General features: G+C 55.5%; 15 protein-coding genes. All 15 read left to right on the top strand.

Annotated elements, in window-relative coordinates:
* Nucleotides 1-59 precede the first annotated feature (59 nt).
* The 15 genes from mnmG (at nt 60) to glmS (ending at nt 14731) form a co-directional block, all read left to right on the top strand.
* Complete coding sequence (gene mnmG / locus ACQE3D_RS24125; RefSeq protein ID WP_313731071.1) at nt 60-1931, top strand: tRNA uridine-5-carboxymethylaminomethyl(34) synthesis enzyme MnmG; 1872 nt, start codon at nt 60-62, stop codon at nt 1929-1931.
* Nucleotides 1931-2557 (top strand): 16S rRNA (guanine(527)-N(7))-methyltransferase RsmG, encoded by a 627-nt coding sequence (gene rsmG, locus ACQE3D_RS24120; protein WP_313730985.1) that lies wholly within the window; start codon nt 1931-1933, stop codon nt 2555-2557. The genes mnmG and rsmG overlap by 1 nt, the downstream gene beginning before the upstream one ends.
* The gene (locus ACQE3D_RS24115; protein WP_313730987.1) at nt 2550-3326 is read left to right on the top strand and encodes a ParA family protein; all 777 of its coding nucleotides are present in this window, start codon (nt 2550-2552) and stop codon (nt 3324-3326) included. Before rsmG ends, ACQE3D_RS24115 begins: the two co-directional genes overlap by 8 nt.
* Complete coding sequence (locus ACQE3D_RS24110) at nt 3323-4177, top strand: ParB/RepB/Spo0J family partition protein (protein WP_313730988.1); 855 nt, start codon at nt 3323-3325, stop codon at nt 4175-4177. The genes ACQE3D_RS24115 and ACQE3D_RS24110 overlap by 4 nt, the downstream gene beginning before the upstream one ends.
* Before the next feature lie 356 nt (nt 4178-4533).
* Nucleotides 4534-4893 carry an ATP synthase subunit I gene (locus ACQE3D_RS24105; RefSeq protein WP_313730989.1) on the top strand — a complete coding sequence of 120 codons (360 nt, stop codon included), beginning with the start codon at nt 4534-4536 and terminating at the stop codon, nt 4891-4893.
* A 25-nt stretch (nt 4894-4918) separates the two neighbouring features.
* The gene (atpB, locus tag ACQE3D_RS24100; RefSeq protein WP_064028303.1) at nt 4919-5686 is read left to right on the top strand and encodes a F0F1 ATP synthase subunit A; all 768 of its coding nucleotides are present in this window, start codon (nt 4919-4921) and stop codon (nt 5684-5686) included.
* A gap of 42 nt (nt 5687-5728) precedes the next feature.
* On the top strand, nt 5729-6013 hold the full coding sequence (gene atpE / locus ACQE3D_RS24095) for a F0F1 ATP synthase subunit C (RefSeq protein WP_064028301.1): 285 nt from the start codon (nt 5729-5731) through the stop codon (nt 6011-6013).
* Nucleotides 6014-6091: 78 nt separating this feature from the next.
* The gene (locus ACQE3D_RS24090) at nt 6092-6565 is read left to right on the top strand and encodes a F0F1 ATP synthase subunit B (RefSeq protein WP_064028299.1); all 474 of its coding nucleotides are present in this window, start codon (nt 6092-6094) and stop codon (nt 6563-6565) included.
* A 3-nt stretch (nt 6566-6568) separates the two neighbouring features.
* Nucleotides 6569-7099, top strand: coding sequence for a F0F1 ATP synthase subunit delta (locus ACQE3D_RS24085; protein ID WP_313730990.1), 531 nt, complete (start codon nt 6569-6571; stop codon nt 7097-7099).
* Between the two features lie 21 nt (nt 7100-7120).
* Nucleotides 7121-8662 carry a F0F1 ATP synthase subunit alpha gene (atpA, locus tag ACQE3D_RS24080; RefSeq protein WP_064028295.1) on the top strand — a complete coding sequence of 514 codons (1542 nt, stop codon included), beginning with the start codon at nt 7121-7123 and terminating at the stop codon, nt 8660-8662.
* Between the two features lie 11 nt (nt 8663-8673).
* A complete protein-coding gene (gene atpG, locus ACQE3D_RS24075; RefSeq protein WP_313730991.1) occupies nt 8674-9537 on the top strand; it encodes a F0F1 ATP synthase subunit gamma in 864 nt (287 codons plus the stop codon).
* 45 nt (nt 9538-9582) lie between these two features.
* On the top strand, nt 9583-10956 hold the full coding sequence (gene atpD / locus ACQE3D_RS24070) for a F0F1 ATP synthase subunit beta (RefSeq protein WP_064028291.1): 1374 nt from the start codon (nt 9583-9585) through the stop codon (nt 10954-10956).
* A 22-nt stretch (nt 10957-10978) separates the two neighbouring features.
* The gene (locus ACQE3D_RS24065) at nt 10979-11401 is read left to right on the top strand and encodes a F0F1 ATP synthase subunit epsilon (RefSeq protein WP_064028288.1); all 423 of its coding nucleotides are present in this window, start codon (nt 10979-10981) and stop codon (nt 11399-11401) included.
* Between the two features lie 71 nt (nt 11402-11472).
* Nucleotides 11473-12894 carry a bifunctional UDP-N-acetylglucosamine diphosphorylase/glucosamine-1-phosphate N-acetyltransferase GlmU gene (gene glmU, locus ACQE3D_RS24060; protein ID WP_313730993.1) on the top strand — a complete coding sequence of 474 codons (1422 nt, stop codon included), beginning with the start codon at nt 11473-11475 and terminating at the stop codon, nt 12892-12894.
* Between the two features lies 1 nt (nt 12895).
* Nucleotides 12896-14731 carry a glutamine--fructose-6-phosphate transaminase (isomerizing) gene (gene glmS / locus ACQE3D_RS24055; protein WP_313730995.1) on the top strand — a complete coding sequence of 612 codons (1836 nt, stop codon included), beginning with the start codon at nt 12896-12898 and terminating at the stop codon, nt 14729-14731.
* The last annotated feature ends 82 nt before the right edge of the window (nt 14732-14813 follow it).

Raw genomic sequence — 14813 nt, 5'->3', positions numbered from 1 at the left:
TTCTCCGTAAGCCATTAAAATAGCGTGTTATTTTAACCCTATTCGAGCGTGAATTGCCTGTGAAATTCCAGAAAGACTTTGATGTGATCGTGGTCGGCGGCGGCCATGCCGGCACCGAGGCGGCGCTGGCGGCGGCTCGCACCGGCGCGCAAACCCTGCTGTTGACCCAAAACATCGAAACCTTGGGGCAAATGAGCTGCAATCCAGCCATCGGCGGCATCGGCAAGGGCCATTTGGTGAAAGAGGTCGATGCGCTTGGCGGCGTCATGGCCAAAGCCATCGATAAAGGCGGCATCCAGTTTCGGATTCTGAACGCCAGCAAGGGTCCGGCGGTGCGCGCGACCCGCGCGCAGGCGGATCGGATGCTGTATAAACAGGCGGTGCGTTCCGCGTTGGAAAATCAGCCGAATCTGGCCTTGTTTCAGCAAACCGTTTCGGACTTGATCGTGCAGGGCGACCGGGTGACCGGCGTTAAAACCCAGATGGGCTTGGAATTTAGCGCCAAAGCCGTGGTGTTGACCGCCGGTACCTTTCTGGCCGGCCGCATCCACATCGGGCTGGAAAATTATAGTGGCGGCCGCGCCGGCGATGCGGCTTCGATCGATTTGGCGCAGCGCCTGCGCGAACTCCCGTTTCGCATCGGTCGCTTGAAAACCGGTACGCCGGCCCGGATCGACGGCCGGACCATCGACTACGGCAAATTGCAAGAGCAGCACGGCGACACGCCGCTGCCGGTATTTTCGTTCATGGGCAGCCGCGAACAGCATCCAAGGCAAATCTGCTGTCATATCACCCGCACCAACCAGCAAACCCACGACATTATCCGCTCCGGTCTGGATAGATCGCCGATGTATTCCGGCATCATCGAAGGCGTCGGCCCGCGTTATTGCCCGTCGATAGAAGATAAGGTGGTGCGCTTTGCCGAGCGCGATTCGCATCAAATTTTCGTCGAACCGGAAGGTCTGACCACCAACGAGGTCTATCCCAACGGCATCTCCACCAGCCTGCCGTTCGACATTCAGTATCGGTTTATCCGCACCATGCTCGGCTTCGAAAACGCCGAAATCGTCAGGCCCGGCTATGCGATCGAATACGATTTCTTCGACCCGCGCGATTTGAAAACCTCGCTGGAAACCAAGCATATGAATGCGCTGTTCTTTGCCGGCCAGATCAACGGCACCACCGGCTACGAAGAAGCCGCCGCTCAAGGTTTGATCGCCGGCTTGAACGCGGCAAGATTGGCGAAAGGTTTGGAAAGTTGGTGCCCCGGCCGCGAGGAAGCCTACATCGGCGTGATGATCGACGATTTGATCACGCGCGGCACCGCCGAACCCTACCGGATGTTCACCAGCCGCGCCGAATACCGCTTGCAGTTGCGCGAGGACAATGCCGATTTGCGCCTGACCGAACAAGGCCGAGAATTGGGTTTGGTCGACGACGAACGCTGGCGCCGCTTCGAGGAAAAGCGCGAAGCTATCGCTAATCTACAGGGCAAGCTGGCTAAAAAATGGATACGCACCGAATCCGACGAAGCGGCGTTGGCCGAAGAGTTGTGGGGCAAAAAGCTGTTGAAGGAAGCCAGTCTGATGGAGATGCTGCGCCGGCCGGAAGTGGACGTCGACAATTTATTGCAGCATTTCAGCGACGAAGGCGACATCGACGAACAAGTCGCCGAGCAAGTGGCGATCCAGGCCAAATACGCCGGCTACATCGACCGCCAACAAACCGAGATCAACCGAACTCAGCGCTACGAGCATTTGAAGCTACCGGAAAACGTCGATTACAGTCTGGTATCTGGACTGTCCAACGAAGTCAGCGAGAAGCTGAAAAAACAAAGGCCGGAAACACTGGGCCAGGCGTCGCGGATTCCCGGCATCACCCCGGCGGCAATTTCGCTGTTATTGGTGCATCTTAAAAAGAAAAGCGCCTGATGGATGCTTGCCGGGAAAAACTGCTGCAAGGCTTGACGGCCTTGGCTTTGCCGACCAGCGACAGTGAGATCGACGCACTGCTGCGCTTCATCCAGCTGATGGTTAAGTGGAACAAGGCTTATAATCTGACCGCCGTGCGCGATCCGTTGGAGATGGTCAGTCTGCATTTGCTCGACAGTTTGGCGATTCTGCCGCATTTGAAACCGACCCGAATCGCCGACATCGGTACCGGTGCCGGTTTGCCGGGTATTCCTCTGGCGATTTGCCGGCCGGATTGCCGTTTTACGCTGGTCGACTCCAATTCCAAGAAAACTCGTTTCGTGCGACAGGCCGCGCTGGAACTAAAGCTGGGCAATGTCGACGTCGTGCATGCGCGAGTCGAACAGTGGGCGCCGGATGCCGGATTCGATGCGGTGTTGACTCGCGCTTTCGCTTCGTTGCCCGACATCATCGCGCTGACCGGCCATTTACTGGCCGAAGACGGTATCCTGCTGGCGATGAAGGGCCAAAATCCGCGCGACGAACTGGCGGGAATCGACGCCGAAACTCAACTGATACCGCTGACGGTGCCCGGCATAGACGCCGAGCGTTGTCTGATTCGGGTACAAGGAATCAAGCATGGCTAAGATTATCGCGATCACCAATCAAAAGGGCGGGGTCGGCAAAACCACGACCAGCGTCAATCTGGCGGCGGCCTTGGCCGCCACCAAGCGTAAGGTGTTATTGATCGACCTCGATCCGCAAGGCAACGCGGCGATGGGCTGCGGCGTGAACAAGGATGAGCTGGAATATTCCAGTTGCGAATTGCTGCTGGAAGAGGTGCCGGTCTCCGGCATCATTCTGAAAAATCGCGAGTTGGGTTTCGACCTGATTCCCGGCAACGCCGATCTGACCGCCGCCGAAGTCAAATTAATGGGTGCCCAGCACCGCGAGCGGCGGCTGGCCGACGCATTGCTGCCGGTCAGGGAGCAATACGATTACATTCTGATCGACTGCCCGCCGTCCTTGAACATGTTGACGCTGAACGCCATGGTGGCCGCCCAGAGCGTACTGATTCCGATGCAGTGCGAGTATTACTCGCTGGAAGGCTTGTCGTCGCTGATGTCCACGTTGCGTAATATCCGCGACAGCGTCAACCCCGGCCTGCATCTGGAAGGCATCCTGCGCACCATGGTCGACAATCGCAGTCGCCTCGGCAAGGATGTGTCCGACCAATTGATCGAGTATTTCGGTGACAAGGTGTTCAGGACCACGATACCCCGAAACATTCGGCTGGCCGAAGCGCCGAGTCACGGCGTACCGGTGCTGACCTACGATAAGGCTTCGCGCGGCGCGGTGGCCTATATCGCGTTGGCCGGCGAACTGATACGAAAACACAAGGCTGCCAAATCATGATGCAAAAAAAACGCGGATTAGGCCGGGGATTGAGCGAGCTGCTTGGCGACGTGGTATCGCCACCGGCCAGCGCCGAGAAGCCGCAAGACGTGCAGAAACTCCCCATCGAATTTCTGCAGCGCGGCAAATACCAGCCGCGCCGAGACATGGACCCGGAAAAACTGAAGGAACTGTCGGATTCGATTGCCGCGCAGGGCATCATTCAGCCGATCGTCGTGCGCAAGACCGATGGCGATAAATACGAGATAATTGCCGGCGAGCGTCGTTGGCGCGCCGCTCAGTTGGCGGAGCTGGCCGAAGTGCCGGTCATCGTCAAGGACATCGACGACCGCTCGGTGATGGCGGTGGCTTTGATCGAGAACATCCAGCGCGAGGATTTGAATGCGCTCGAAGAGGCCGAGGCCTTGCACCGCTTGCTCGACGAATTCGAATTGACGCATCAGCAGATTGCCGAGTCGGTCGGCAAGTCGCGGACCACAGTGACGAATTTGTTGCGCTTGCTGGATCTCGCCGGCGAGGTTAAAACCATGCTGGCGCGCGGACAATTGGAAATGGGCCATGCCCGCGCCATGCTGGGCTTGGATGAGGCCAAGCAAGTCGAAATCGCCAACAAGGCCGTGAAACAGCATCTGACCGTGCGCGCCGTCGAAAAGCTGGTGCGCGAACTGCACGACGAAAAGCCGGCCGTCGCCAAGAAGCTCGACCCGGACACCTTGAGATTGCAGCGCGAATTGTCCGAACGCACCGGGGCAAAGGTCGAGATCAATCACCAAAGCAACGGTAAGGGCAAGCTGGTCATCAATTACAGTAGTTTGGAGGAGCTGGAGGGGATTATCGGCCGAATAGGCTGACAGCGGGTTTTTAGCCAGGCTGATTAGCGGGTGGCGTGAGCGATCGGTTTGGCGGCCCAAGCGATGCTTGGCTATCTCCATTCCGATAAATTTCTCGGGCAGGATGCTTGCAGTGTCGGGCTTACGCCATCGATCCGGCGGAATTGTAAGGTTCGCAACAAGGAAGGCGTCGAAATTGACAGGAAAATCGGGTTTTTTGTGCTGGCATGGCAGTTGCTTATACTCCGAAAACCTAAAATCACAGATGATTGTTGTGGTTTCTGGGGGCGGTTGGGACGGGGCTTCCCAAGCCCTTACCTTGCTTTAGCAGGTGGGGCTGGATATAATCCCTCGGCTTAAAAGAAAAGGGGAAGCGGATGGCAGTTGGAAATGCGTTTTCTACTGTCGGAAAAGTCTTGCTTGGACAGGTCCTGATGGCCGCGTTGGTGGCATCGGGATTTTTATTGATGGGCGCTTGGAAATCCGCGCTGTCAGCGTTGCTGGGCGGTTTGGTGGCATTGATACCGAATCTGTATTTTGCTTACCGGCTGCATCTGGTCAGACATGGCGGCGCCAGAAAAGTCGTGAATGCCTTTTATTCGGGTGAAACGATTAAATTGGCTTTGACCGCGGCTCTGTTCATCTTGGCGTTACAGATTCCCGCCATCGATTTTTTGATGTTGCTGTTGGGTTACGCCGCAGTATTATCGGTATTTTGGTTTGCGCTGTTGACGTAGCGCATTTAGATTTTTGCGAGGAAAAATGGCTAGTGAAGGTGGCGCGACAGGTTATATAGTCCATCACTTGACTCCGCTGTCGGTTGGCGAGGGTTTTTGGGCTCTACATCTGGATACTCTGTTTTTTTCGGCCGTATTGGGTGGTTTATTTCTGGGCTTTTTTAAGACCGTCGTCGGCAAGGCAACCACCGGAGTGCCGGGCTTGGCGCAGAATTTCGCCGAGCTGTTGATCGAGTTCGTCGATACCCAGGTGAAGGACACGTTTCACGGCCGTAGCAAATTGATTGCTCCACTGGCGTTGACGATTTTCTGTTGGGTATTCCTGTGGAATGCGATGGACATGTTGCCGGTGGACCTGTTGCCGATGTTGGGCGGCTGGATGGGAATCCCCTATTTGCGCGTGGTACCGAGTACCGATTTGAACGGGACTTTCGCGTTGTCGCTGAGCGTATTCGTGCTGATCTTCTTTTACAGCATCAAGATTAAGGGCGTATTGGGTTTCATCAAGGAATTCACGCTGACGCCTTTCCATCATCCGGTCATGATTCCGTTCAACCTGATCCTGAAAACCGTGGAAGAGCTGGCCAAGCCGATTTCTCTGGGTTTGCGGTTGTTCGGTAACTTGTATGCCGGCGAATTGATCTTTATTCTGATCGCGTTGCTGCCGCCAGCGATACAACCGATCTTGGGTTTTCCTTGGGCGATATTTCACATTCTGGTTATCACGCTGCAAGCCTTCATCTTCATGGTCCTGACTATCGTTTATTTGAGTTTGGCCCACGAAGACCACTAATTCATTCACTTTATAACTACTTACCTTTTATTAGGAGACACTATGGAAATCGCATCATTAATTGCCAATGTTCAAGCCTCTACCGCAATCGCAGTGGGCATTATCCTCGGCTTGGCCGCCATTGGCACCGCGATTGGTTTCGGTCTGTTGGGCGGTAAATTCCTGGAAGCCGCCGCTCGCCAACCTGAATTGGTGCCGATGCTGCAAGGCAAAATGTTTTTGATCGCCGGTCTGTTGGACGCGGTAGCGATGATCGGTGTGGGTCTGGCGTTGATGTTGGCGTTTGCAAACCCGTTCCTGGCGGCTGTTCAAGCGGTTGCTGGCTAATTGCAAGATTGTCGATCGGGGTTACGGCATAGCCTTACCTCAATAATCAATCGGGCAACGGTATAACGAGGAACATTCATGAGTATCAATCTAACCCTAATCGGGCAGATGATTACCTTCGCGCTTCTGGTGTGGTTCACCGAGAAGTACGTCTGGTCATACCTATTGGGCGTTTTGGAAGAGCGCAGAAAAAAGATCGCCGAAGGATTGGCGGCGGCCGAGAGAGGCCAAGAAGAAATCAAATTGGCCGAGAAAAAAGCCAAATCCATCTTGAAGGAAGCCAAGGAGCAATCTTCCGAGATTGTCGGTGCCGCTCAAAAGCGCGCCAACCTGTTAGTCGAGGATGCCAAGGACCAAGCCAAAAAAGAAGGCGAACGGTTATTGGAAGCGGCCAAGGCCCAAATCGAGCAAGAATTGCTGCAAGCCAGGGAAAGTCTGCGTAAGGAAGTTTCCTCGTTGGCGTTGCGCGCGGCCGAACAGATATTGAAAGAAGAAATCGACAAGGCCAAGCATCAGGATATTCTCAGCAAAGCAGCGGACCAATTGGGTTAGGCCATGGCTGAGTTAGCGACACTAGCAAGACCTTATGCCGAAGCTGTGTTCAAGCGTGCCAAGGAGGGCGACGCTGTCGCCGCATGGTCCGATTCGTTGGCTTTTTTGTCTTTGGCGCTGCGGGAACCGGCCCTGTCCGACATTTTGAATAACCCTAGAGTGGGTAAACAGAACATTACGAACTTGGTTTTCGACATTTGCGGAGACCATGTTCTGGATGAAGCGAAAAATCTGATCAAGATACTGATAGACAACGACAAGCTGTCGCTGTTGCCGCAAATTGCGACAATGTTCGAACAGCACAAAGCCGACGACGAAGGCTATATCAATGTCGACTTGTACAGTGCATACGCGTTGAGCAAGGCCGAGCAAGGCAAATATGTCGCCATGCTTGAAAAAGTCTTGAACAAAAAAGTCAACGCTGCCGTTTCTGTCGATAAATCGTTAATTGGGGGCATACTCGCCAGAGCCGGCGATAAAGTCATCGACGGTTCCGTCAGAGGCCAGCTTCATCAATTAGCCAAAAGACTTTAAGAGTTAGAGCGGGAAAATAACATGCAATTAAATCCATCAGAAATCAGTGATCTGATCAAGAAGAAGATCGAAAATTTCGACGCCCACCTTGAAGCCCATACGGAAGGTACCGTGGTCAGTGTGACCGACGGTATCGTTAGGGTTCACGGATTGTCGGAAGTAATGCAAGGCGAAATGCTGGAGTTTCCCGGCGGCTCTTATGGCATGGCATTGAACTTGGAACGCGATTCCGTCGGTGTGGTCATGTTGGGCGGTTATCAAGACATCACCGAAGGCGACACCGTCAAATGCACCGGCCGGATTTTGGAAGTGCCGGTTGGGGACGCGCTGCTGGGTCGCGTGGTCGACGCGTTGGGTAATCCGATCGACGGCAAGGGTCCGATCGATACCGCCTTGAGCTCGCCGATCGAAAAAATCGCTCCAGGCGTTATTGCCCGTCAATCGGTTGATCAACCGGTCCAAATCGGCTTGAAAGCGATCGACTCGATGATTCCGGTCGGCCGCGGCCAACGGGAGCTGATCATCGGCGACCGTCAAACCGGTAAGACAGCAATTGCCGTCGACGCGATCATCAATCAAAAAGGTACCGGTATTAAATGCATCTACGTTGCGATCGGGCAAAAACGCTCGTCTATCGCCAACGTGGTCCGCAAACTGGAAGAACACGGCGCGATGGATCACACCATTATCGTCGTGGCGTCAGCCTCGGAATCCGCCGCGCTGCAATTCATCGCGCCGTACACCGGCTGCTCGATGGGCGAGTACTTCCGCGATAAAGGCGAAGACGCGCTGATCATTTATGACGACTTGACCAAGCAGGCTTGGGCGTATCGTCAGATTTCGCTGCTGTTGCGCCGTCCTCCGGGACGCGAAGCTTACCCAGGCGACGTATTCTACATTCACTCTCGTTTGTTAGAGCGCGCGGCCCGTATTAATGCAGCCGAAGTCGAGAAGCTAACCGGCGGTAAAGTGCAAGGTAAAACCGGTTCGTTGACCGCTCTGCCGATCATCGAAACCCAAGGCGGCGACGTTTCGGCCTTCGTTCCGACCAACGTGATTTCGATCACCGACGGCCAGATCTTCCTGGAGACCGGTCTGTTCAACTCAGGTATTCGTCCGGCGGTCAACGCGGGTCTGTCGGTATCGCGGGTTGGCGGCGCGGCGCAAACCAAGATCATCAAAAAACTGGGCGGCGGTATTCGTCTGGACTTGGCGCAGTTCCGCGAGTTGGCGGCCTTCGCGCAGTTCGCATCCGATTTGGACGAAAGCACCCGCAAGCAAATCGAACGCGGACAACGCGTGACCGAGTTGATGAAGCAAAACCAATACGCGCCGATGTCGGTTGCCGAAATGGGTGTTTCGTTATACGCGGCGAACTCCGGTTTCCTGGATAGCTTGGAAGTCAAGCAAGTCCGTGCGTTCGAAGCGGCGCTGCTGGATTTCATGCGCAACGAAGAATCCGCGCTGATGGCTAAAATCAACGAGAAAGGCGACTACAACGACGAAATTCAAAAAGGCATTCACAGCGCCATCGAGCGTTTCGTCAAGACCGGTAGCTGGTAAAGGGTCCGCACATGGCTGTTGGCAAAGAGATACGTACCAAGATCGCGAGTATCAAAAATACTCAGAAGATCACCCGAGCCATGGAAATGGTGGCGGCGAGCAAGATGCGGAAAACCAAGGACCGCATGCAAGCAACCCGGCCTTACGCAAAAAAAATAGGTCAGATCATTCGGCATCTGGCCTATGCCAATCCGGAATATAAACATCCGTTCCTGATCGAACGCGAGGTTAAGCGGGTGGGCATTATCGTGGTTAGTTCCGACCGCGGCTTGTGCGGCGGCCTGAACGCCAACCTGTTTAGGAAGATATTGGTCGAAATGCAGCAATGGCGCGCTAACGGCATCGAAATCGATGTGTGCGCGATCGGCGGCAAGGCGGCCGTGTTTTTCAACCTGCTGAATGCCAACCTGCTCGGTCAGGCGACCAAGCTCGGCGACACGCCGCACCAAACCGACATCATCGGGACCGTGAAAATAATGCTGGATGCCTACGAAGCGGGCCGGATCGACCAAGTGTTTCTGATCAGCAACGACTTCGTCAACACGATGACGCAGAAGCCGGTTCTGCAACAGTTGTTGCCGGTGCAAGTTGGCGAGTTGGAGCCGGCTTTGTCCGGCCATTGGGACTATTTGTACGAGCCCAGTGCCAAGGACGTTCTGGACAGTTTACTGATTCGTTACGTCGAATCCACGGTGTTTCAAGGTTTGGTGGAAAACAACGCTTGCGAGCAGGCCGCCCGGATGGTGGCGATGAAGAGTGCTTCCGACAATGCCGGAAACATCATCAAGGAATTGCAACTGGTGTACAACAAAGCCAGACAGGCCGCCATCACCCAGGAAATTTCCGAGATCGTTGCCGGTGCATCCGCCGTTTAGGCCTTTCAAGACAAGTTTAGATAGATTTTTAAAGAGGACGACATAATGAGTTTGGGTAAAATCGTTCAGATCATCGGAGCGGTCGTCGACGTGGAATTTCCGCGCGAAAACCTGCCGAAAGTATACGACGCGTTGAATGTTGACGGCGGTCTGGTTCTGGAAGTCCAGCAACAATTGGGCGACGGCGTGGTTCGCACGATTGCGATGGGTTCTACCGACGGTCTGAAACGCGGCGCCGGCGTCAGCAACACCGGTGAAGCGATCAAGGTACCGGTCGGCCAAGCCACGCTGGGCCGTATCATGAACGTCCTCGGCGACGCCATCGACGAAAAAGGGCCTATCGGCGAGAAAGAAAAATGGGTTATCCACCGCGACGCGCCCTCTTACGCCGATCAAGCGCCAGCCAATGAGTTGCTGGAAACCGGCATCAAGGTGATCGACTTGGTTTGCCCGTTCGCCAAAGGCGGTAAAGTCGGCCTGTTCGGCGGCGCGGGCGTAGGCAAGACCGTGAACATGATGGAATTGATCCGTAACATCGCGATCGAGCACAGCGGTTATTCGGTATTTGCCGGCGTTGGTGAGCGGACCCGCGAAGGTAACGACTTCTATCACGAAATGACCGATTCCAACGTTATCGACAAAGTATCGTTGGTTTACGGACAGATGAACGAGCCGCCGGGAAACCGTTTGCGCGTTGCGTTGACCGGTCTGACCATGGCGGAGTTTTTCCGTGATGAAGGCCGTGACGTGTTGTTCTTCGTCGATAACATTTATCGTTATACCCTAGCCGGTACCGAAGTATCGGCGTTGTTGGGCCGTATGCCTTCCGCAGTAGGTTACCAGCCGACCCTGGCGGAGGAAATGGGTGTTCTGCAAGAACGGATTACCTCGACCAAAACCGGTTCTATAACGTCTATCCAAGCGGTTTACGTACCAGCCGACGACTTGACCGACCCGTCGCCAGCCACTACGTTCGCTCACTTGGACGCGACCGTGGTATTGTCCCGTCAAATTGCCGAGTTGGGTATTTACCCGGCGATCGATCCGTTGGATTCCACCAGCCGTCAGTTGGACCCGCTGGTGATCGGCCAGGAACATTACGAAACCGCCCGAACCGTGCAAGGTATCTTGCAACGCTATAAAGAGTTGCGCGATATCATCGCCATCTTGGGCATGGACGAATTGTCCGAAGAAGATAAGCTGACGGTGGCTCGCGCGCGTAAAGTGCAACGCTTCCTGTCGCAACCGTTCTTCGTGGCCGAGGTATTTACCGGTTCGCCCGGCAAATACGTGTCCTTGAAAGACACCATCGCCGGCTTCAAAGGCATTATCAGCGGCGAGTACGACAGCTTGCCCGAACAAGCTTTTTATATGGTGGGAACAATCGACGAAGCCATCGAAAAAGCCAAAAACATGTAACTCGGCATAGGAGGGTTCGATCATGGTAATGACCATCCATGTTGACATAGTCAGCGCCGAGCAGGAAATCTATTCCGGTTTGGCGGAAATGTTGTTCGCGCCGGCCGAAATGGGCGATGTCGGTATCGCGGCGCGGCACGCACCGCTGATCACTAAATTGAAACCTGGCGAAGTCAGGGTCAAGATCAGCGACAAGGAGCAGCACGCGTTTTACATTACCGGCGGCTTCCTGGAAGTGCAGCCGCATGTCGCCACGGTATTGGCCGACACCGCGATTAGGGCCAAGGACATTGACGAAGCCGCCGCCTTGCAAGCCAAGGCCAAAGCCGAGGAAATGCTGTCCGACAAGAGCGGTAAAATCGACTACGCCCTCGCGCAGGCCGAATTGGCCGACGCGGTTATGAAGCTACGGACTCTGGATAGATTAAGAAAACGTGGCGCGTAAGCTCGGAATCGCGTAAAAATACAGCCCGATGGCGCTAGACGTCATCGGGCTTTTTTGTTTTAGGAATCACGATGTCGATAAAAACCATAATACTCGCCGCCGGCCAAGGTACGCGGATGCGTTCGGCTCGGCCCAAAGTGCTACATGAAATCGCCAACCGGGCATTGCTGGAGCACGTATACCAAACTAGCCGCGGGCTAGAGGACAATCAAATCTTTATCGTCTACGGCCACGGTGGCGAGGCGGTTAAACAAACCCTGAGTGCGTTGGACGCCACCTGGATAGAGCAAAAGCAGCAACTTGGCACCGGTCACGCGGTACAGCAAGCCATCGACCATGTCGAAGACGGCGATACCGTCTTGATCCTATACGGCGACGTACCGTTGCTGAAAACGCAGACGATACAAACCCTGTTGCGCAAAGCCAGTCTGACTTCATTGGCGTTGCTGACCGTGACTTTGGACGATCCTACCGGCTACGGCCGCATCGTCCGCGACAAGGATCATGCGGTCATCAAGATCGTCGAACAAAAAGACGCCAACGAGGCAGAGGCGCAAATCAACGAAGGCAATACCGGCATCCTGGCTTGCAAGGGCAGCCAGCTCAAGCAGTGGCTGGCACGGCTGTCCAACAACAACGCCCAGAACGAATACTATCTGACCGACATTATCGAAATGGCGGTAGACGACGGTTTGACGATAGAAACCAGTCAGGCCGCCAGTGCCGACGAAGTGCTGGGTGTCAATAATCGCGCGCAATTGGCCCATTTGGAAAGGGTTTACCAACGCGAACAAGCCCAGGCGCTGATGGAGAAGGGTGTGACCTTGCGGGATCCGGCCCGCCTAGACGTGCGCGGCGTTTTCGCCGAGCTTGGTCAAGACATCGACATCGACATCAACGTGATCTTCGAAGGCGTGAACCGCATCGCCTCCAACGTCAAGATCGGCGCCCATTGCATGATCAAGAACGCCACTATCGGCGAAGGCGTGGAAATTCTGCCTAACAGCGTCATCGAGGATGCCGAAATCGGCGCCGGCAGCCGGATCGGCCCGTTCGCCCGTCTGCGACCGCAAACCCGCTTGGCCGAGCAGGTCCACATCGGCAATTTCGTCGAAATCAAGAAAGCCGACGTCGGCGTCGGCAGCAAGATTAACCATTTGAGCTATATTGGCGACAGCGAAATCGGCAGCAAGGTCAACGTCGGCGCCGGCACCATTACCTGTAATTACGACGGGGTGAATAAATTCAAAACCGTCATCGAAGACGGCGCCTTCATCGGCTCCGACTCGCAATTGGTGGCACCGGTCAGGATCGGCAAAAACGCCACGATAGGCGCGGGTTCGACGATTACCAAGGACACCCCCGCCGAGCAATTGACCCTAAGCCGCGTCAAGCAAGTCAGTATCGCCGGTTGGCAAAGACCGGTTAAACAAGCGGGCCCTGAAACAGACAGTGCTCCGCACTCCCAACAAAGCAGTCGGCCGGAGAAATAATATGTGCGGCATAGTCGCGGGCGTTGCCCAACGCAACGTGGTTCCGATTTTGATTGAAGGTTTAAAGCGTCTGGAGTACCGGGGTTATGATTCGGCCGGCCTGGCCGTCATTAACGGTGGCGAAATCTTCCGCAAGCGCGAACTGGGCAAGGTTAAGGGCCTGGAAGCGCTAATCGGCGCCGACCCGATCGAAGGCCGAATCGGCATCGCTCACACTCGCTGGGCCACCCACGGCAAGCCGAGTACCCGCAACGCTCACCCGCACGTCAGCAAGGACAGAGTGGCGGTGGTACATAACGGCATCATCGAAAATCACGACCACCTGCGCGCCGCGTTGCAGGAAAACGGCTACGTATTCACTTCCGAGACCGATACCGAAGTCATCGTCCACAAGGTTGCCGAAGAGCTGAAAGCTGCCGGCAATTTGCTCGACGCGGTCGGTAAAACCGTCAAAAGCCTGCGCGGCGCCTATGCGCTGGGCGTGATCGACTGCGAGCAACCGGACGTGCTAGTCGCCTGCCGCAAAGGCAGCCCATTGGTGATCGGCATCGGCATCGGCGAATACTTCATCGCCTCCGACATCGCCGCCTTACTGCCGGTCACTCAGCGCTTCATCTTTCTGGAAGACGGTGACGTGGCCGAATTGACCATCAACGGCGTCACGATATTCGACGAAGCCGGCCGCCGTGTGGTCCGTCCGGTCATCGAAAGCCAGCTGAAAGCCGACTCGGTCGACAAAGGCAAATACCGCCACTACATGCTCAAGGAAATCTACGAGCAAGCTTGGGCGGTTTCCGAAACCCTGGAAGGCCGCTTTATCGACAACCGCCTGCAGGATAACGCTTTCGGCCACAATGCCGCCGACGTGTTCGACCAAATTAAATCGGTGCTGATTCTGGCGTGCGGCACAAGCTACCATTCCGGCTTGGTTGCCCGCTACTGGTTCGAAAAATACGCCCGCGTGCCCTGCGCTATTGAAATCGCCAGCGAATTCCGCTACCGCAATCCGGTCGTGGCGCCGGATACCTTGGTCGTGACCATTTCCCAGTCCGGCGAAACCGCCGACACGCTGGCCGCGTTACAGGAAGCCAAAAAGCTCGGCGTCAAGCACTCGCTGGTGATCTGCAACGCGCCGGAAAGCTCGCTGGTGCGCGAATCCGAATTGGTGTTGATGACCCGCGCCGGCCCGGAAATCGGCGTCGCTTCGACCAAGGCCTTCACCACCCAGTTGGTGGCCTTGTTGATGCTGATTATCGCGGTCGGCCGCCGTTTCGAACTCAGTGCCGAGAAAGAGGAACACATCGTCTCGCAACTGTTCGCCCTGCCCGGCAACATCGAAAAAGTGCTGAAGCTGGATAACGCCATCGAACTGTTGTCGCAGCGTTTCGCCGACAAGCACAACGCGCTATTCCTCGGTCGCGGTACCCATTACCCGATCGCGATGGAAGGCGCGTTGAAGCTGAAGGAGATTTCCTACATCCATGCCGAGGCCTATCCGGCCGGCGAATTGAAGCACGGCCCGCTGGCCTTGATCGACGCCGAAATGCCGGTGGTCACGGTCGCGCCCAACAACAACCTGCTGGAAAAGCTCAAATCCAACATCCAGGAAGTCAGCGCTCGCGGCGGGCAGTTGATCGTGTTCATGGACGAGGACTTGGCCGAAAGCGACGCCGCCGACGAGAACGTGCAAATCGTCAAAATGCCCAGCGTCGCCAACGCCATCTCGCCGATCATCTACACGATACCGCTGCAACTGCTGTCCTACCACGTCGCCGTGCTGAAAGGCACCGACGTCGATCAACCCAGAAACCTGGCCAAGTCGGTGACGGTGGAATAGCGGCGATTTAGACGGAACGGATTCCGAGGGGTTGCGATTGTAAGTTAAGGGCTTGTCGAATCAATGTTCGGCAAGCCCTTTG

The organism is Methylomonas sp. MS20 (assembly GCF_050275925.1).
In the GTDB taxonomy this organism is placed as follows: domain Bacteria; phylum Pseudomonadota; class Gammaproteobacteria; order Methylococcales; family Methylomonadaceae; genus Methylomonas; species Methylomonas koyamae_A.
The sequence above is the reverse complement of the archived record's forward strand: the minus strand, read 5'-3'. Positions and strand labels throughout refer to the sequence as shown.